At 51.5% G+C, this 18,407-nt stretch carries 20 protein-coding genes; 18 read left to right on the top strand and 2 right to left on the bottom strand.

Features of this window, described 5'->3' with window-relative positions:
* Positions 1 to 22 precede the first annotated feature (22 nt).
* From thpR to panD, 16 genes are all read left to right on the top strand, one after another.
* Positions 23 to 553 carry an RNA 2',3'-cyclic phosphodiesterase gene (gene thpR, locus ACLJRH_RS18190; RefSeq protein ID WP_023136517.1) on the top strand — a complete coding sequence of 177 codons (531 nt, stop codon included), beginning with the start codon at positions 23 to 25 and terminating at the stop codon, positions 551 to 553.
* Positions 554 to 569: 16 nt separating this feature from the next.
* Positions 570 to 1,274, top strand: a complete 705-nt coding sequence (gene sfsA / locus ACLJRH_RS18185; RefSeq protein WP_023136516.1) for a DNA/RNA nuclease SfsA — start codon at positions 570 to 572, stop codon at positions 1,272 to 1,274.
* Positions 1,275 to 1,450: 176 nt separating this feature from the next.
* Positions 1,451 to 1,906 carry an RNA polymerase-binding protein DksA gene (dksA, locus tag ACLJRH_RS18180; RefSeq protein WP_001155232.1) on the top strand — a complete coding sequence of 152 codons (456 nt, stop codon included), beginning with the start codon at positions 1,451 to 1,453 and terminating at the stop codon, positions 1,904 to 1,906.
* A gap of 68 nt (positions 1,907 to 1,974) precedes the next feature.
* A complete protein-coding gene (gene gluQRS / locus ACLJRH_RS18175; protein ID WP_000132298.1) occupies positions 1,975 to 2,871 on the top strand; it encodes a tRNA glutamyl-Q(34) synthetase GluQRS in 897 nt (298 codons plus the stop codon).
* Between the two features lie 161 nt (positions 2,872 to 3,032).
* Entirely contained in the window at positions 3,033 to 4,430 is a 1,398-nt protein-coding gene (pcnB, locus tag ACLJRH_RS18170; protein WP_204100804.1) for a polynucleotide adenylyltransferase PcnB, read from the top strand.
* Positions 4,427 to 4,906, top strand: coding sequence for a 2-amino-4-hydroxy-6-hydroxymethyldihydropteridine diphosphokinase (gene folK / locus ACLJRH_RS18165; RefSeq protein WP_000150780.1), 480 nt, complete (start codon positions 4,427 to 4,429; stop codon positions 4,904 to 4,906). The genes pcnB and folK overlap by 4 nt, the downstream gene beginning before the upstream one ends.
* Positions 4,907 to 5,309: 403 nt before the next feature.
* A complete protein-coding gene (locus ACLJRH_RS18160; protein WP_000756783.1) occupies positions 5,310 to 5,903 on the top strand; it encodes a fimbrial protein in 594 nt (197 codons plus the stop codon).
* A gap of 265 nt (positions 5,904 to 6,168) precedes the next feature.
* Positions 6,169 to 6,906, top strand: coding sequence for a fimbrial chaperone (locus ACLJRH_RS18155; protein WP_000019793.1), 738 nt, complete (start codon positions 6,169 to 6,171; stop codon positions 6,904 to 6,906).
* Positions 6,907 to 6,965: 59 nt separating this feature from the next.
* Complete coding sequence (locus ACLJRH_RS18150; RefSeq protein ID WP_001125005.1) at positions 6,966 to 9,572, top strand: outer membrane usher protein; 2,607 nt, start codon at positions 6,966 to 6,968, stop codon at positions 9,570 to 9,572.
* The gene (locus ACLJRH_RS18145; protein ID WP_001542775.1) at positions 9,559 to 10,125 is read left to right on the top strand and encodes a fimbrial protein; all 567 of its coding nucleotides are present in this window, start codon (positions 9,559 to 9,561) and stop codon (positions 10,123 to 10,125) included. Before ACLJRH_RS18150 ends, ACLJRH_RS18145 begins: the two co-directional genes overlap by 14 nt.
* Positions 10,126 to 10,139: 14 nt before the next feature.
* Positions 10,140 to 10,748: a fimbrial protein StaE gene (gene staE / locus ACLJRH_RS18140; protein WP_000745164.1), complete on the top strand. Its 609-nt coding sequence runs from the start codon at positions 10,140 to 10,142 to the stop codon at positions 10,746 to 10,748.
* An 11-nt stretch (positions 10,749 to 10,759) separates the two neighbouring features.
* On the top strand, positions 10,760 to 11,344 hold the full coding sequence (locus ACLJRH_RS18135) for a fimbrial-like protein (protein WP_023892065.1): 585 nt from the start codon (positions 10,760 to 10,762) through the stop codon (positions 11,342 to 11,344).
* A gap of 21 nt (positions 11,345 to 11,365) precedes the next feature.
* Entirely contained in the window at positions 11,366 to 12,634 is a 1,269-nt protein-coding gene (locus ACLJRH_RS18130; RefSeq protein WP_001529891.1) for a fimbrial-like adhesin, read from the top strand.
* Between the two features lie 121 nt (positions 12,635 to 12,755).
* The gene (gene panB, locus ACLJRH_RS18125; RefSeq protein ID WP_000043005.1) at positions 12,756 to 13,550 is read left to right on the top strand and encodes a 3-methyl-2-oxobutanoate hydroxymethyltransferase; all 795 of its coding nucleotides are present in this window, start codon (positions 12,756 to 12,758) and stop codon (positions 13,548 to 13,550) included.
* A gap of 125 nt (positions 13,551 to 13,675) precedes the next feature.
* The gene (gene panC, locus ACLJRH_RS18120; RefSeq protein ID WP_000905340.1) at positions 13,676 to 14,530 is read left to right on the top strand and encodes a pantoate--beta-alanine ligase; all 855 of its coding nucleotides are present in this window, start codon (positions 13,676 to 13,678) and stop codon (positions 14,528 to 14,530) included.
* A 94-nt stretch (positions 14,531 to 14,624) separates the two neighbouring features.
* Complete coding sequence (gene panD / locus ACLJRH_RS18115) at positions 14,625 to 15,005, top strand: aspartate 1-decarboxylase (protein ID WP_000621526.1); 381 nt, start codon at positions 14,625 to 14,627, stop codon at positions 15,003 to 15,005.
* Between the two features lie 6 nt (positions 15,006 to 15,011).
* Here the strand turns inward: panD and ACLJRH_RS18110 are convergent, their stop codons facing one another.
* Positions 15,012 to 16,241, bottom strand: a complete 1,230-nt coding sequence (locus ACLJRH_RS18110; RefSeq protein ID WP_000245326.1) for a polysaccharide deacetylase family protein — start codon at positions 16,239 to 16,241, stop codon at positions 15,012 to 15,014.
* A gap of 61 nt (positions 16,242 to 16,302) precedes the next feature.
* Positions 16,303 to 16,743, bottom strand: a complete 441-nt coding sequence (locus ACLJRH_RS18105; protein ID WP_000901969.1) for a PTS sugar transporter subunit IIA — start codon at positions 16,741 to 16,743, stop codon at positions 16,303 to 16,305.
* Between the two features lie 365 nt (positions 16,744 to 17,108).
* Between ACLJRH_RS18105 and ACLJRH_RS18100 the strand changes: the two genes are divergently transcribed.
* Together ACLJRH_RS18100 and stiB are read left to right on the top strand one after the other, a co-directional pair.
* Positions 17,109 to 17,660 carry a fimbrial protein gene (locus tag ACLJRH_RS18100; RefSeq protein WP_000779119.1) on the top strand — a complete coding sequence of 184 codons (552 nt, stop codon included), beginning with the start codon at positions 17,109 to 17,111 and terminating at the stop codon, positions 17,658 to 17,660.
* Positions 17,661 to 17,707: 47 nt separating this feature from the next.
* A complete protein-coding gene (gene stiB / locus ACLJRH_RS18095) occupies positions 17,708 to 18,391 on the top strand; it encodes a fimbrial biogenesis chaperone StiB (protein ID WP_023136514.1) in 684 nt (227 codons plus the stop codon).
* Positions 18,392 to 18,407: the final 16 nt, after the last annotated feature.

The raw sequence follows: 18,407 nt of genomic DNA, 5'->3' as shown, positions 1-18,407 counted from the left end.
TAATCCATAACCGAGTATCCCTATGTCTGAGCCAAAACGGCTGTTTTTTGCGATTGACTTACCCGACGACGCGCGCACGCAAATTATCGCCTGGCGCGCCGCTCATTTTGCGTCTGAAGACGGACGCCCCGTCGCAGCGGCGAACCTGCACCTGACGCTGGCCTTTTTAGGCGACGTCAGTAACGATAAGCAGCGCGCGATTGCGCAACTGGCCGGACGAATTCGCCAGCCGGGCTTTACGCTACATCTGGATGACGCCGGTCAGTGGCTGCGTTCACGCGTGGTGTGGCTGGGGATGCGCCAGCCGCCGCGCGGGTTGTTGCAGTTGGCTAATATGCTGCGCGCGCAGGCCGCCCGCAGCGGTTGTTACCAAAGCCCGCAGCCTTTTCACCCGCATATTACGCTGCTGCGCGACGCCAGCCATACGGTGGCTATCCCGCCGCCGGGCTTTTGCTGGTCATTTCCGGTTACGTCATTTGCGCTTTACGCCTCTTCGTATGGGCAAGGCCGTACCCGCTATGCCGAGCTGCAGCGCTGGACGCTGGGCGAATAATAATGAAGGAATGTCGATGCTATTCTCCCCCCCTTTACAACGCGCTACGTTGATTCAGCGCTATAAACGTTTTTTAGCCGATGTGATCACCCCTGACGGTACGACGCTTACGCTGCACTGTCCTAATACCGGCGCAATGACCGGCTGCGCCACGCCAGGCGATACCGTCTGGTATTCGACATCAGAAAATACTAAACGCAAATATCCGCATACCTGGGAATTGACTGAAACGCAATCCGGCGCATTCATTTGCGTGAATACGCTGCGGGCGAACCAGCTAACGAAAGAAGCGATTCAGGAGAATCGCCTGCCGGCGCTGGCGGGGTACAATATTCTGAAAAGTGAAGTCAAATATGGCGCCGAGCGCAGCCGTATAGATTTTATGTTACAGGCAGATTTCCGCCCGGACTGCTATATTGAAGTGAAATCGGTCACGTTAGCGGAAAAAGAAAACGGTTATTTTCCCGACGCCATCACCGAACGAGGGCAAAAACATCTTCGGGAGTTGATGGGCGTTGCGGCGGCAGGTCATCGCGCGGTGGTGGTGTTCGCGGTGCTGCACTCCGCCATTACACGTTTTTCACCCGCACGTCATATCGATGTAAAATACGCGCAGCTATTGAGCGAGGCTCAGAATAAAGGCGTGGAAGTTTTAGCTTATAAAGCAGAACTTTCAGCCCAAAAAATGGAACTGAACGAACCAGTACCCATAACGTTGTAGTGGAATAACAGCCTGATTATTAAGTATTCTGGCCGCGTGCGTAAATACGCTTTTCCTCACAGGGTTGTCAAGTGTTACGTTTAGATAATTGCTATCCGGAAAAGCATCTGCTATTTATAGCGACCTGATTTTCCCCCGAACATGGGGATCGATAGTGCGTGTTAAGGAGAAGCAACATGCAAGAAGGGCAAAACCGTAAAACATCGTCCCTGAGTATTCTCGCCATCGCTGGGGTGGAGCCGTACCAGGAGAAACCGGGCGAAGAGTATATGAACGAAGCCCAGCTATCGCACTTCAAGCGTATTCTTGAAGCATGGCGTAATCAACTCCGGGATGAAGTCGATCGCACTGTGACGCACATGCAGGACGAAGCCGCCAACTTCCCCGATCCGGTCGATCGCGCCGCGCAGGAAGAGGAGTTTAGCCTGGAGTTACGTAATCGTGACCGTGAGCGCAAACTGATCAAAAAGATCGAGAAGACGCTGAAGAAAGTGGAAGATGAAGACTTCGGTTATTGCGAGTCCTGCGGGGTGGAGATTGGTATCCGCCGCCTGGAAGCGCGTCCAACAGCCGATCTGTGCATCGACTGCAAAACGCTGGCTGAAATTCGCGAAAAACAGATGGCGGGTTAATCCCGTTCGTTTCTACCCTATTTATGACAGGCGGGAGTTTTCCCGCCTTATTCTTTATTGCCCGCAGCATGACTGACTCACACTATATTGGCCGTTTCGCGCCGTCGCCATCCGGCGAACTGCATTTCGGCTCGTTAATCGCCGCCCTCGGCAGCTATCTACAAGCCCGTGCGCAACGCGGAATTTGGCGCGTTCGTATAGAGGATATCGACCCCCCACGTGAAGTTCCCGGTGCCGCAGCGACCATTCTGCGCCAGCTGGAACATTACGGCCTGCACTGGGATGGCGAGGTCTTATGGCAATCACAGCGTCATGAGGCTTATCGCGAGGCGCTGGCCTGGCTTCACGAGCAGGGACTGAGCTACTACTGCACTTGCCCCCGCTCGCGCATTCAACGTCTGGGCGGTATTTACGACGGCCATTGCCGGACGTTATACCACGGGCCGGAGAATGCCGCCGTCAGGATTAAACAGCAGCATCCGGTGATGCGTTTCCATGATGCCTTGCGCGGCGATATCCAGGCTAACCCACAGCTGGCGAGCGAAGATTTTATTATCCACCGCCGCGACGGACTGTTTGCTTATAATCTGGCCGTGGTGGTCGATGATCATTTTCAGGGAGTGACGGAGATCGTCCGCGGCGCAGATTTAATCGAACCCACTGTCCGACAACTTTCGCTGTATAAACAGTTTGGCTGGCGTGCGCCAGGTTACGTGCACCTTCCGCTGGCGCTCAACGAACAAGGCGCTAAACTTTCCAAACAAAATCATGCCCCTGCGCTTGCAACAGGCGATCCGCGCCCGGTACTGGTCCAGGCATTGCGCTTTTTAGGCCAACGCGACGTCGTAGCGTGGCAGGAGATGTCTGTTGAGGAGTTGCTGCGCTTTGCGGTAGCGCACTGGAGGCTTGCAGCCGTACCCACATCGGCTAATGTAAATCCGGCATTCTCAAATGCGTCTCGCTGAGCTATGATTAGCCGCTATTTTTGCTCATCGTCTTTCGCATTGCTGCGGCGTTAATGATGCTTACAGCCCAGGTCGCGTTGTTCTCTTACGCCCGTCTGCCGTAATGCGAAAGACATAGAGTAAGTTGATCTTATTAATGTATGACACTACCGAGGTGCGCTATTTTTACCCGAGTCGCTAATTTTTGCCGTAAGGTGTTAAGCCGCGAGGAGAGCGAGGCAGAACAAGCCGTCGCCCGTCCACATATGACGATTATCCCGCGTGAACAGCACGCTATCTCCCGCAAAGATATCAGTGAAAATGCCCTCAAGGTACTGTACAGGCTGAACAAAGCGGGCTATGAAGCCTACCTGGTCGGCGGCGGCGTCCGCGATCTTCTGCTCGGCAAAAAGCCGAAGGATTTCGACGTGACCACCAACGCAACACCGGATCAGGTACGGAAATTATTCCGCAATTGCCGTCTGGTGGGGCGTCGTTTCCGCCTGGCTCACGTGATGTTTGGCCCGGAAATTATCGAAGTGGCAACGTTTCGTGGTCATCATGAAGGCAGTGAAAGCGACCGTACGACCTCCCAGCGTGGGCAAAACGGTATGCTGCTGCGCGATAATATCTTCGGCTCTATCGAAGAAGATGCCCAGCGCCGCGATTTCACCATCAACAGCCTTTACTACAGCGTGGCGGATTTTACCGTGCGCGATTACGTCGGCGGGATGCAGGATCTGCAAGAAGGCGTGATTCGCCTGATCGGCAATCCGGAAACGCGCTACCGCGAAGATCCGGTTCGAATGCTGCGCGCCGTGCGTTTCGCTGCGAAGCTCAATATGCGTATCAGCCCTGAAACGGCTGAGCCAATCCCGCGTCTGGCAACCTTGCTAAACGACATTCCTCCCGCGCGCCTGTTCGAAGAGTCGCTGAAGCTGTTGCAGGCGGGGAACGGTTTTGAAACCTATCAACAACTGCGGGAATACCACCTCTTCCAGCCGTTGTTTCCTACCATTACGCGTTATTTCACCGAAAACGGCGACAGCGCAATGGAACGCATCATTGCGCTGGTGTTGAAGAATACGGATAACCGCATCCGTAACGAAATGCGCGTTAATCCGGCATTTTTGTTTGCCGCCATGTTCTGGTATCCGCTGCTGGAAATGGCGCAAAAAATCGCTCAGGAGAGCGGTCTGGCCTATTACGACGCTTTCGCGCTAGCCATGAATGACGTGCTGGATGAAGCCTGCCGTTCGCTGGCGATCCCGAAACGTCTGACCACGCTTACCCGTGATATTTGGCAGCTTCAGTTACGGATGTCCCGTCGTCAGGGCAAACGCGCCTGGAAGCTGATGGAACATCCCAAATTCCGCGCCGCGTTTGATTTGCTGGAGCTGCGCGCTCAGGTGGAAAATAATACTGAGCTGCAACGTCTGGCGCAGTGGTGGGCCGAGTTTCAGGCTTCCGCGCCGCCGGAACAAAAAGGAATGCTCAACGAGCTGGACGACGATCCTGCTCCACGCCGCCGCCGTTCACGTCCGCGCAAACGCGCGCCGCGCCGCGAGGGCACCGTATGACGATCGCGTATATCGCGCTTGGCAGTAATCTGGCCTCTCCTCTGGAGCAGGTCAATGCCGCCCTGAAGGCTATCGCCAACATTCCCGATAGCCGTATCGTCGCGGTTTCTTCGTTTTACCGCACGCCGCCGCTTGGCCCACAGGATCAGCCCGATTACCTGAACGCCGCGGTGGCGCTGGATACCGCCCTCGCCCCCGAAGAATTGCTTAACCATACCCAGCGCATTGAGCTGCAACAGGGCCGGGTGCGCAAAGCGGAACGCTGGGGGCCGCGCACGCTGGACCTCGACATTATGCTGTTTGGCGATGAAGTCATTAACACCGACCGTCTGACGGTTCCGCACTACGACATGAAAAACCGCGGTTTTATGCTGTGGCCGCTGTTTGAGATCGCTCCAAAACTGCGCTTCCCCGACGATGGCGTCGCGCTGACGCAGCTTGTTCATCAACATACCCCCGCACCAGCATACTGGTAATTTTTAATTAATATTATTTTTAAGAAACCTGTATTATTACTTCGCTCACTAATTAATGGAATAAATCCAATCGTTATTTTCACTTAAAAGATTGTTTAGCAAAAATGAATGTCATTTATATGTAAAATTATTAAATTGATTCAGTGAATTCATTAACATCCCTCTCCCCCTAAAGCCGCTTTTTTTGCAGATTTAATGTACTATCTTGTTTTTAAACATCATTAAAAAACATATAAATCTAATCAGCATTTTTGCTTTTGAAAAAAAAATTCACCACAAATATCGTTTAAACAAACATATAATATTTCGTTATTTTACATAATGAAATATACGCATAAAATGTGCCGTCCCTCTTTAATCTTATTGAAGTGGTACATTTATCTCATTTTGTAAGGATGCAAGTATGAAAAAAGTTCTCCTGGCGACAGCCGTATTTATGGCTTTAGGCTCTTCTTCCGTTATGGCTGTCGAAGGTGGTCGTATTAATTTTGAAGGTCTGGTCAGCGCTGAAACCTGTAAAAAAGTCGTCAGCTCCGCTGTTGGTAATAGCAATATCGACGGTACGGTTACTCTGAAAACCGCACACGTTAGCGATGTTACCGCAGAAGTTCAAAACAGCACCGCAGGCGTAAACGCAGAAGATTTCTCCATCATTATCGACTGCTCCGATGCTGGCGCAGGCCTGGTGAAATCACATCTGACGATGTCCTCCTCTTTTAGCAATACGAAGGGCACCCTGGATAACGACGAAACGCTGACCCGCAGCGGTATCGAGGCGGCGAAAGCGGTTGATATCGCGGTTCACCATGTTGACGATGCCAACGCTCTCTCGCTGGTGAAAATCAACGATCCTTCTAACACGATGGAAGAAAGCTTTACCAACGGTATCGCAACCTACAACTTTAAAGCGTCTTACGTGAAATCGTCTGATGCAGGTGCCAGCGTGACAACCGGTCTGGTCTCCACCAATGCGATTTATACCTTTACTTACGAGTAATAGTCGCCTCTCAGATTGCTGACAACGCTATTGGTACTGTTTAATGTTGGGCTGCGTCTTGCCCCATAAAACCAATAACTCAATGAATATAAATGAGTTAATTTTTACGGGTTAAATAAAACCCAACATTTATTCAGCTTCGGTGTTTGTCATCAGTCTCGCTGTCTTTAACAGACAGTATTACAGACGATGCACATTGCAGGGTAGTAGCAAATTTCGGCGCTACTTACCCTGTTTCGGATATTCAATACAGCAAGGACGGCTTATGTCTCACTCTTTAAAGTTTACTTTGTCTGCTATCGCTCTGACCGGGGCATTATTTAGCTCTGCCAGCCAGGCCGATATTATTATTTCTGGCACGCGTATTATTTATGATGCAAATAAAAAAGATGTCAGCGTGCGTCTGGAAAATAAAGGTAAAAGCCCATTATTAGTTCAGAACTGGATAGATCTCGGCAATGATAATGCCGAGCCGGGCAGTATTAAAGCGCCCTTCGCCGCCACGCCGCCGGTATCACGAATAGAACCTAAGCGCGGGCAGTCGATAAAAATTATGTATACCGCCACAGAATCGCTACCGAAAGATCGCGAAAGCGTTTTCTGGTTCAACGTGCTGGAAGTTCCACCGAAGGCAAATACCAACCAGGAAGAAAATAAGAATTTGCTCCAGTTGGCGTTTCGCACCCGCATCAAACTATTTTATCGCCCGACGGGTTTACCGGGCGCCCCGGCAGAAGCGGCAAAACAGCTGAAATGGCAGGTCGCCAGCGAACAGGGCCATGCCGTTCTTCGCGCCGATAACCCGACTCCGTATTACGTCTCCTTTAACTCTGCCACCTACACCAGCGGCGGAAAACGCTATGACGTCGACGCGACCATGGTTGCCCCCTTTGGCAAAGCCGCCTTCACGGTGAAAGGACTGCAAAACGCCAGCGCAGGCAAACTGGAATTCCAGTCCATTAATGACTACGGCGGCATCATCGCTGGCTCAGCTTCACTGTAATGACGTTATCACAAAGCAGGATGAAAAAGACGGTGCAAAACGTTTCCACAACCAGGACCATGCCAAAAAAGACGTTGCTCGCGATGTGCTGTGCGTTGTTTTACAGTCAGCCCGGCCTGGCTGCGGACATCGTTGAATACGACAGCACATTTCTGATGGGCGATGGCGCTACGTCTATTGATGTCAGCCGCTATTCTAATGGCAACCCCACGCCAGCGGGAACGTACACCGTGAGAGTGTTTGTCAATGAGAAGGCCGTCGCCAGCCAGACCATCCCGTTTATCGACATCGGCAAAAAAAGCGCCGAGGCCTGCCTGACCATGAAAAATCTGGCGCAGCTACACATTAAGTCGCCGCAAAACGTCGGCGAAAAAGCCATTTTGAAGAAAGGCGACGACGAGAGCAGCGATTGCTTAAATCTGCCAGCGCTGATTGAACAATCCAGCGTGACGTTTGATATGGGCGACCAGCGCCTGGATATCGTCGTGCCTCAGGCATGGGTTAACAAAAGTTATGACGGCTATGTGGAACCGTCGCTATGGGAAAACGGAATCCCGGCCGCGCTACTCTCCTACAACATTAACGGCTATCACAATACCAATCACGGTGTCGATAACGACAATATGTACGCCGCTTTCAATACCGGTATTAACCTCGGAGCATGGCGTTTTCGCGCCAACGGTAACTATAACTGGAACAATAACAGCGGCAGTAACTTCGATTTTCAGAACCGCTACATCCAGCGCGATCTCACTGCGCTGCGCTCGCAACTGATGTTAGGCGAGGCGTACACCACCGGCGAGACTTTCGACTCGGTCAGCATTCGCGGGGTGCGTCTGTACAGTGACTCCCGTATGCTACCGTCACAGCTTGCCAACTACGCCCCTGTGATCCGCGGTGTCGCCAATACCAACGCCAAAGTCACCATTACCCAGGGCGGCTACAAAATTTATGAATCAACGGTGCCGCCAGGTCCGTTCGAGATTAACGATCTCAGCCCTTCTGGCTACGGGAGCGACCTCATCGTCACTATCGAAGAGGCCGACGGCAGCAAGCGTACCTTTAGCCAGCCCTTCTCCTCGGTAATGCAGATGCAAAAACCCGGCGTCGGGCGCTGGGATGTCAGCGCCGGGGAAGTGAATGACGACGATCTTCACGATAATCCGTATGTCGCGCAGGGTACCTACTATTACGGTTTGAACAACTATCTGACCGCCTATACTGGCGTTCAGGCTACCGATAATCACTACCTGGCGGGGTTGCTCGGCATGGGCCTCAACACGCCGTTTGGCGCCATCGCGCTGGACATCACCCATTCCCGCGCGGAGATCCCTGACGATAAAACCTATCAGGGGCAGAGCTACCGCTTAACGTGGAACAAGCTGATTGAAGCCACTGATACCTCGTTTAACGTGGCGGCCTACCGCTATTCAACCCAGAATTATCTGGGGCTGAACGATGCGCTTCAGTTGATCGACGAAGCGAAATATGGGGATGACGACCAGCGCAACACCATGAATAACTTTGCGCGCCTGAAAAACCAGATCACCCTCAGCATCAGCCAGCCGTTACAGTATGGCGAAACGGATTACGGTTCCTTTTATCTCTCAGGCTCCTGGACAGATTACTGGGCGACGGGCGACAGCCGCAGCGATTATACGCTGGGCTACGGCAAAGGCTTCTCATGGGGCAGCATGAGCGTCAACCTGCAACGCACCTGGGATGAAGACGGTAAAAAAGATGATTCGCTCTATATCAACCTGAGTATTCCACTCGCCAACCTGCTTGGCGGGGAGAGTCGCCGTTCCGGTTTTAACACCCTCTCCACGCAGATGCGGACGGACTTTAACGGTGGCCATAACCTGAGCATGAACAGCAGCGGTAGCAGCAAAGACAATATGCTGAACTATAGCGTAAATACGGGTTATACCATGCAGAAAGAGGGCAAGAGCATCTCTGATATCGGCGGCTATGCCAGCTATCAATCCCCGTGGGGAGATATTTCGGCCTCAGCCTCTGCCAATAACGATAGCAGCCGACAATATTCGCTCGCGACAAACGGGGGCTTTGTCCTGCATGGCGGCGGCCTGACATTCACTAACGATAACTTCGGTAATAGCGATGCCATCGTGCTGGTAAAAGCCCCCGGCGCGAAAGGCGCACGCATCAATGGTGGCAACAGCACCATCGATCGCTGGGGCTACGGCGCGACAAACTCGCTTTCCGCCTACAGAGAAAACCTGGTCAATGTCGATATCGACACACTGGAAAACGACGTTGAGCTTAAGAGCACCAGCGCAACTCTGGTGCCGCGCGATGGCGCGGTGGTCTTAGCCAGTTTCGAAACCGACCAGGGACGCTCGGTCATTCTTAACATGTCCCGCAATGACGGCAAAGCTCTGCCGTTTGGCGCAGAAATCTACGAGAACGATGTGCAGATCGGCAACATGGGCCAGGGCGGACAGGCTTTTGTTCGCGGTATCAGCGATGCGGGCGAACTCTCAGTACGTTGGTTTGAAGAAAACCAGCCAGTAACTTGTTCAGCAACCTTTGCGTTGCCTGCAACGCAACAAACGGTAGGGTCCAGCCAGACCTTACTGTTAGACCACGTAACCTGTCGTGTTAATAACCTTAAATCAAATGGAATAGACAATGAGAAGGAATAAGCACCTTTTAGCAGCCTCTGTGCTCGCGATGATATTTCCACTGACCAGTCAGGCGGAAGATATCAACGTCGACTTTACCGCTACCGTGCTGGCCACGACGTGCAGCATGTCGATTGCGGCGTTAGATGGCTCGAACGTATCGGGTGATGCTACCAGCGGCTATACGCTGAATGTCGGCGATGTCGGGTTGGATAAAATCATAAAAAAATCAGCGGAATCGCAGAAAAACTTTAAGTTTGTGGCGAAAGATTGCAGTGGCGCCCTGACGAAAATTACCACCGCACTCGGCAGCTCTGCGGATGCCAGCGGCAACTTTATTAAAAACCAGTCTGCGGCGTCCGATGCGGCCAGCAATATTGGTATGGGCTTTAAGCGTAAGAGCACCACCGATGAAACCTATTTCACGCCAGGCTCCGGTTCAATTACCTGGACTGACGACGAGCGCACAGCAAACGAAGTAGAGATGACGGTTGCGCTGCGTGAACTGACCGACGGCGCGGGTACCATGGGTGCCTTCAGCTCTACCGCTACGTTTAACTTCACTTATCAATAACAGGGACGATGATAATGAAAAAGCAAGTATTGCGCGGCGTAATCTTAGGCGCACTGGCGACCATGACCGCGGGCGTATCAACAATGGCGCAGGCCGATGGCACCGCCAGCCTGGACTTAACGGTAAATGCCAACATCACGGCGGGAACCTGCTCCGCATCGGTGCTGGACGGTGAAACCGCCACCGATACTATCGCATTTGGCAACGTCTACATTTCGGAAGTTTTTGCCAAAACAAAAGTCAAAAGCTTTAAACTGCGCTTCAGTGACTGCGCGGGATTAAAAGATAAAAAAGCCTCTTTGGTCATTGCGCCAAGAGATGCAGGTTGCGCAGGCAGCGATTCGACTAACGCAGAATTTGCCAACGCCTCCACAGCGACGTCTAAAGCACAGAGAACCGCTGTTGAACTCTGGACAACAGATACCCCGGAAGGTTCTAACAGCGTCCAGTTCCACTGCCGTAACAAAAATGCGCAAGAGATTGATCTGAGCAGTGCAAGTTCAACCACACCGGTTGATTATCCGTTAAGCGCTCGCATGGTGCCGGTTACCGGTTATGCAATCACTGCGCTAACAGCAGGTGACTTCTATTCCCCCACCACCTTCACCATCACTTACCAGTAATGGTGATACCAATGAGACGTTTGCGCAGACTCATGCTCGCCACGTTATTTTCAGGGCTGGCAACAGCCCTGTTTATCGCGCCGCTGTATGCCGACACCAACGTGGATTTTACCGCCACCGTGCAGAAAGATACCTGCCAGATTGAAATTGACGGTAATGGTACAGTCAGTTTAGCGACCGTCGGGCCGAGTTACTTTGCCGATGGCATCACGGCGGAAACGGACTACGGGGGCGGCAAGGAATTTCTGATTAAGTTGATAAGCTGCCCGGTTAGCGGCGGCGCAATCACGAACGTCACGTTTAACTTCTTACCACAGAGCGGGCAGTTCGTTACCGGTAATAAGCAGGTGTTTGCCAATGATTTAGCGACCAGCACAGACGGTGCCTCCAACGTCGGCGTAGTGATTTTTACCACCGAGTCACCCCGCCATAACGTTCTGAACACCGATGGCTCCTCGCGGGCAACCTTTGCCGCGACGACATACAGCGATACCTCATGGACGTTTTATGCCCGGATGCAGAAAGTCCTCAGTAACGACGTGGTCGTCCCCGGCAAACTCAGCAGCCGCGTGCTGGTAAATGTTGAATACGAATAACGTGAGGACCAGTTAACTATTATGATAACAAAATGCGATCACCGACTGATGCTATTAAACACTCAGAGACTAAAGAGTGTCGTTAAAATCATATCATTATTACTGTTATCTTTCGTTTCTTTTGTGACGCCTTCGTATGGCTGGTCACTATATGTAGGCCAATATACAAAGAATGAAGGGGGAAACGTATGGGGAGCGGTGCAGGATTTTACAAAATCCTATGCGCCCAAAAACATGCTTAATCCAATAGCTATTCATAACGGCTCAGGACTGCGTGAAATCTCCGTATCGAATGATGCGACAGAGCTCGACCCCACTACTGGGCTAAGTTGTAACAAAGATGGCGATAACCATGTCCTGACACTGTATCATGGCTACAAGAACTCCGGTAAAACCTACAACGGTAATATGTTATGGGAAACTAATACTCCTGGTATGTACATGGGTATCGAAGTCACCAATATCAACTTTGGCGGCCAATACTGGGGTGAAAAATTCTGGATAAACTGGAGCAACGGAGAAACGTCCGGCGCAAAAAAATTTGATTTAACAAATATCATGCCAAAGGATGGTCGTTTCGAACTCTGTCAGAGGCCAACCAACTGGACCTATTTTGGATTAGGCGGTATTGTTCTGTGGGTTAAATATCATTTGTATATTGATGACTCTTTTAATCCTGCCGGAGCAACTTCGTTATCTGTCTCGCTACGAAAAGAACAATCGTATGATTATCAATTTGCTTCATCACCAGCCTTCTCAGGCTCACATAATGTATATTACAATATAGCACCAAATCAGTTGACGATTAACTATCCTACCTGCCAGGCCAATGCGGTCACAGGCGATGGGGTAACAAATTCAACGGTTCCATTTGGGGAACAGAATGCCAAAGACATTTCGGCGAATACCATTAACCGCAAATTTTCCATAAAGCTCAGTAATTGCGCTTACGTTAAAGAATTGAATGTTACGTTAAGTTCTGCAACGGTAGGAGGACAGGATAACACCTTGCTCGGTAATACACTTACCGGCAGTGAGGCGGCTGGTGGTATCGGTGTCATGATCGAAGGGGAGAAAAATCCAAATAGCCCTGCTGACTGGACCTTACTTAAGCCAAACATCAGCAGTTCTATTTATTCTTTTACTAATTCCCCGGATTACGAAAATAGCGAAATTGGGAATGCTGAGCAGGTAATGAATTTCCAGGCGACCCTGAAACAGGATGGTAACAAAGCGATAACCCCAGGAAAATTCAAAGCTACGGGTAAATTCACCATTACTTATCCCTGATGTTTATTCCGGCAGACCTCCTCTGCCGGTTTTTTCCTTTCCCACAAAGCGCTAACACTTTCTTCGGTCATTCCCCTACAATGCGGCCATTCTATTCATCAATATTATGGCCGGAGAGGTTATGAGCAAACCCACCACTATCTCACTGCTGCAAAAATGCAAACAGGAAAAGAAGCGCTTCGCGACAATCACCGCCTACGACTATAGCTTTGCCAAACTGTTCGCCGATGAAGGCATCAACGTGATGCTGGTGGGCGATTCCCTGGGCATGACAATTCAGGGGCACGACTCCACCCTGCCGGTCACCGTGGAAGATATCGCCTATCATACCCGCGCCGTTCGCCGTGGCGCGCCGAACTGCCTGTTGCTCTCCGACCTGCCGTTTATGGCTTATGCCACGCCGGAACAGGCGTTTGAAAACGCGGCCATCGTGATGCGCGCCGGGGCCAATATGGTCAAGATCGAAGGCGGCGCATGGCTGGTTGATACGGTGAAAATGCTCACTGAACGCGCCGTGCCGGTGTGCGGCCATCTGGGGCTGACGCCGCAGTCGGTGAATATCTTCGGCGGCTATAAAATTCAGGGGCGCGGCGACGCCGGGCAGGTGCTGCTGGATGACGCGCTGGCCTTAGAAGCGGCGGGCGCACAGCTGCTGGTGCTGGAATGCGTGCCGGTTGAACTGGCGAAGCGCGTCACGGAAGCACTGTCGATTCCGGTGATCGGCATCGGCGCGGGCAACGTTACCGACGGGCAGATCCTGGTAATGCACGACGCGTTCGGCATCACCGGCGGCCATATCCCTAAATTTGCGAAAAATTTCCTTGCCGAAACGGGCGACATGCGCGCGGCTGTACGGCAGTATATAGCTGAAGTGGAGTCCGGCGTTTATCCGGGCGAAGAACACAGCTTTCACTAATTTTTCTAACCGTGCCGGATGGCGACGCGACGCGTCTTATCCGGCCTACAGATCCTCAACGGATGTAGGCCTGATAAGCGCAGCGCCATCGGGCAGGATCACCTGGCAACTCAAGGAGTCTTGTTGTGCTAATCATTGAAACCCTGCCGCTGCTGCGCCAGCATATCCGTCGTCTGCGTCAGGAAGGCAAACGCGTCGCACTGGTTCCCACCATGGGCAATCTGCACGACGGTCATATGAAGCTGGTCGATGAGGCAAAAGCCCGGGCTGATGTGGTGTTCGTCAGCATTTTCGTCAATCCGATGCAGTTTGACCGGCCGGACGATCTGGTGCGTTATCCGCGCACGCTGCAGGAAGACTGTGAAAAGCTGAACAAGCGCAAAGTCGATTATGTCTTTGCGCCAGCCGTTGAGGAAATTTACCCGCAGGGGCTGGAAGGCCAGACGTACGTTGATGTTCCCGGCCTCTCCACCATGCTGGAAGGCGCCAGCCGTCCGGGCCACTTCCGCGGCGTCTCGACCATCGTCAGCAAGCTGTTCAACCTGATCCAGCCGGATATCGCCTGCTTTGGCGAGAAAGATTTCCAGCAACTGGCGCTGATTCGCAAAATGGTGGCGGATATGAGTTATGACATTGAGATCGTCGGCGTGCCGATTATCCGCGCCAAAGACGGCCTGGCGCTCAGCTCACGTAACAGTTATCTGACCGCAGAGCAGCGCAAAATTGCGCCAGGTCTACACAACGTGATGAATAGCATCGCTGAAAAACTGATTGCGGGTAATCGTGAGCTGCAAGAGATTATTGCCATTGCCGAACAGGAATTGAATGAAAAAGGCTTCCGTGCCGACGACATTCAAATCCGTGATGCCGACACGCTGCTGGAACTGACGGAAACCAGCAAACGCGCCGTGATTCTGGCCGCCGCCTGGCTGGGTCAGGCGCGTCTGATCGATAATCAAAGCGTTACATTAGCCCAGTAGACAGGGGTTAAAAATCGGGCAATACTGCCTGAGAATTTCCAAAGCAGGCCACAAGCGCCTGCTTAGTCAAGATAAACGACAGGGTATAGATGTTATGATTCGCACCATGCTGCAAGGCAAGCTCCACCGCGTAAAAGTCACGCAGGCGGACCTGCACTACGAAGGTTCCTGTGCCATTGACCAGGATTTCCTCGATGCCTCCGGTATTCTGGAAAACGAAGCGATTGATATCTGGAACGTGACCAATGGGAAACGTTTCTCAACCTATGCGATTGCGGCTGAACGCGGCTCCAGAATCATCTCGGTGAACGGCGCGGCGGCGCACTGCGCTGAGGTTGGCGACATTGTGATTATCGCCAGCTTCGTCACCATGTCTGATGAAGAAGCCCGGACATGGCGGCCGAAAGTGGCCTACTTTGAAGGCGACAACGAAATGAAGCGTACCGCGAAAGCCATTCCGGTCCAGGTTGCCTGATAGTCCTTACCCCTGCGGCTGGTTGCTGATCAGCCGCGACATGGTTTCCAGCGAATCCGTGCGTAAAATATACAGCCTTTTGAGCAGCATCGGATTATCTCCCGGCTTCACCTTCCCTCTCACCGTGGTGACCGCCAGATGGAAACCGGCGTCTTTTGCTGCTTTGATCGCGGTCGCGTTATAGCCGCCAAAGGGATAAGAAAGATAAAATACGTGCGGAGTAAACTGTGCGAGCGCCCGCCGCGAACGTTCAAAATCAAACAGAATATTATGGTAGCTGCGGCTATATAAAATCGGACGACGATGCCCATCTACCCGATGTAAAAAGTGAGTATGCGACTGAAAATCAAAAACATCGCTTATCTTGCGCAATTCGGACACGCTCATAAATTGCAGCGACCTGGGATTCCATTTTTGCGGATGGCGCTTAATACGCGATGAAATAATAAATGCCGTCGCTTTCATATCGTACTGCTTTAATACCGGATACGCATAGCGACTCACTGATTTAAGGCCATCATCAAAGGTGATAGCCACCGCGCGCGCCGGGAAATTCGCGCGGTTATGGATGTAATCCTCCAGTTGGTACATCGTCAACGTGGCATAGCCGCGATCGCGAAGCCAGGTCATTTGGTTGCTGAATGCCCGAACCGAAGTCGTGGTGGACGTATGGCGAAAACGGGTATTCTCTTCATCACGTAAGATGTGATGATAGGTCAAAATCGGAATGCCGTTGTCTTCCTGCGCATCCATGGCGCTGACATAAGCCAGCCTGTCGCCAATACGGATCTGATACCAGGTTTGATGTAGCCTGCCTTTCAGCTTACTAATAATGGGGTAACGCAAGTTGTCCACCAATACGCCAAACGGGGCGCTACTGATGTCCGGCGCGTTATACACCGGCGTGTCCTTCCAGGTCACCAGATTCTGATTGCTGAGCGGCTTGTTAAGATCGCCCAGGCCATCTTCCACTTTTTGTTTTCCCTGCACAGGTTCCAGATGGTCTTTATCGATAAACCCCTCGCCGAAGCCGAATTTAAAGGCATAATAATCAGCCGCAACAGGCGTTACGGAAAGAATTTGTCCGGCGCGGATATTCCCTACGGTCACCATTTTATCGCCAATCTGCGACCAGATGGCGGCGTCTTTCGTCGTTTGCATATAACGAGCGGGCAAGGCAGCCAACACATTACCGGAGAAAAAGAACAGCAAGATAAGAACAACGCGCATAACCATATATCATAACCGAGGCGAAAAAACGCCGTTATTGTAGCAAAAGCGTCGTCAATGGTATTGATCAAAACTCATACAAATCATGTAGCAATACAAAAGGCGGGTTTTTCTGCTGCTGATGCCAGAGACTGGTGACATCCGGCGCGCCAAGCGCGACAATCTGGTCGCGAAATGCTGAACTGCTCATCGACTCTCGCAAAGGAAGCATTTCCTCTATCAATGAATAGCTGACACCTGAAATGACTTCACATTGAGAATGTTTATGGCTCATCAGCGACGCTACACGATAAGGCGCCGCGCCGGAAATGTCGGTTAAAAATATCACGCCTTCACCGGAGTCGGTGGCATGGAGGGCATCACACATCATACGGCTCAACATGTTTGAGCTCACGCCGCGCCAAAAATTGACCGCCCGGCATTGCGCCAGCGGACCATTTTTTCTCTCCAGGCGATCAAGCATATCCTGTGCGCGATCGTCATGGCAGGTAATCACCCATCCCAGCATAACTTCTCCTCCATTGAGCTCCAATCCAGCATGTCAGCATGTTTTTTTGGCCAACAACACTCTATGACCACGATCATTTTTTATTCAAAAAAATTTGCATTATTTTTAAAAATGTTCGCAGCCTTCATAGAATCTGGCCCATTGAAAGTATAATCACGGCAATTCTTAAATAAACATCCACCGAAACAATCAATAAAATATATATTATAAATATTTTATATTTATGTATTCTGAATTTTTCTTCGCGCCGCAAAAATCATCGAACGTCATATTTACTCATTCGGGAATAAAAAGAACAATAACTTTCCACACAATAAATATTGCTACTATGTCAATATTTATAATATCTTAAAGGATCAAAGATAATGAAACTCACCTTAAAAACACTCGCTGTGGCACTGGCTGCCATCACCCTCTCCCCCGCCGCGCTGGCAGACACCGCTAAAGACGGCACCGTACATATCACCGGCCTCATTCAGCAAAACGCCTGTACGGTAAAAACGGATTCAGTATTAATAGAGGTAACATTACAGAACGAATTTGCCTCTCTTTTTACTGCCGCAGGGCAAACGGCAGGGGATAAAGGCTTCACCATCGATCTCGAAAACTGCGACGCAAACATCTACAGCAATGTACAGGCGCGCTTTGAAGGTACGCTCGACGGAACCGATGCGACCATCCTGAAAAATGAGGCTGATGCTCAGAATATTGGCGTGCAAATTCTTGATAAAACGGGTGACAGTACGCCAGTGACCTTTAACGATCTTCAGGCATGGTCTTCCGCAGTCGCGCTCCCTACAGAAGAGGGGGTGACGACACTCTCAATGCCTTTCACCGCCCGCTATATCGCCACCGCGGTTCCCGTTGGGTCGGGAAATGTCGATGCAAGCGCAACATTCTATCTGCAATATAACTGATCCTGGCGGCCAGCGTCGGCTGGCCCATTTGTTTATTGAGGTCATCAATGAATTCATTGGCTAAAGCAGGGTTGCTTTGTTGCCTGTTGTGCAGTTCGCTGGCGCATGCCGCAGGGATAAACATCGGCGCAACGCGGGTTATTTTTCACGGCGATGCCAAAGATGCATCCATATCGATAAGCAATAGCGACAACGTTCCCTATTTAATTCAGTCCTGGGCGCAATCGATCAGCGAAACCGGGGCGATCGGCGATGCGCCGTTTATGGTCACCCCTCCGCTTTTTCGCCTTAATGGCGGGCAAAAGAACGTACTGCGAATTATCCGTACCGGCGGCAATTTGCCGGAAGATCGCGAGTCGCTGTACTGGCTGGATATTAAATCGATTCCCAGCAGCAATCCGGACAATAAGCACAATACGCTCATGCTGGCCGTTAAAGCGGAATTTAAGCTGATTTACCGGCCAAAAGCGTTAACCCAAAAGCCAGAAGAGGTTGCCGATCGGTTAACGTGGTCGCGTCAGGGTCGCACGCTCACCGTGAAGAACCCCACGCCCTATTATATGAACTTCGCCACCCTTTCCGTTGGCAGTCAAAAAGTAAAAGCCCCGCGCTATGTGGCGCCTTTCGGCAACGCGCAGTACACGCTGCCTGCCGCCGCCAGCGGCCCGATCGCCTGGTCTATCATCAACGATTTTGGCGGTACTGGCCCCGAACATAAACAAACGCCTTGAGAAGAGTGACAGGGAT

Source organism: Salmonella sp. SAL04162 (assembly GCF_046551535.1).
Classification (GTDB): Bacteria; Pseudomonadota; Gammaproteobacteria; order Enterobacterales; family Enterobacteriaceae; genus Salmonella; species Salmonella enterica.
Note: the sequence above shows the minus strand (reverse complement) of the source record. Positions and strands in the feature narration are given on the sequence as shown.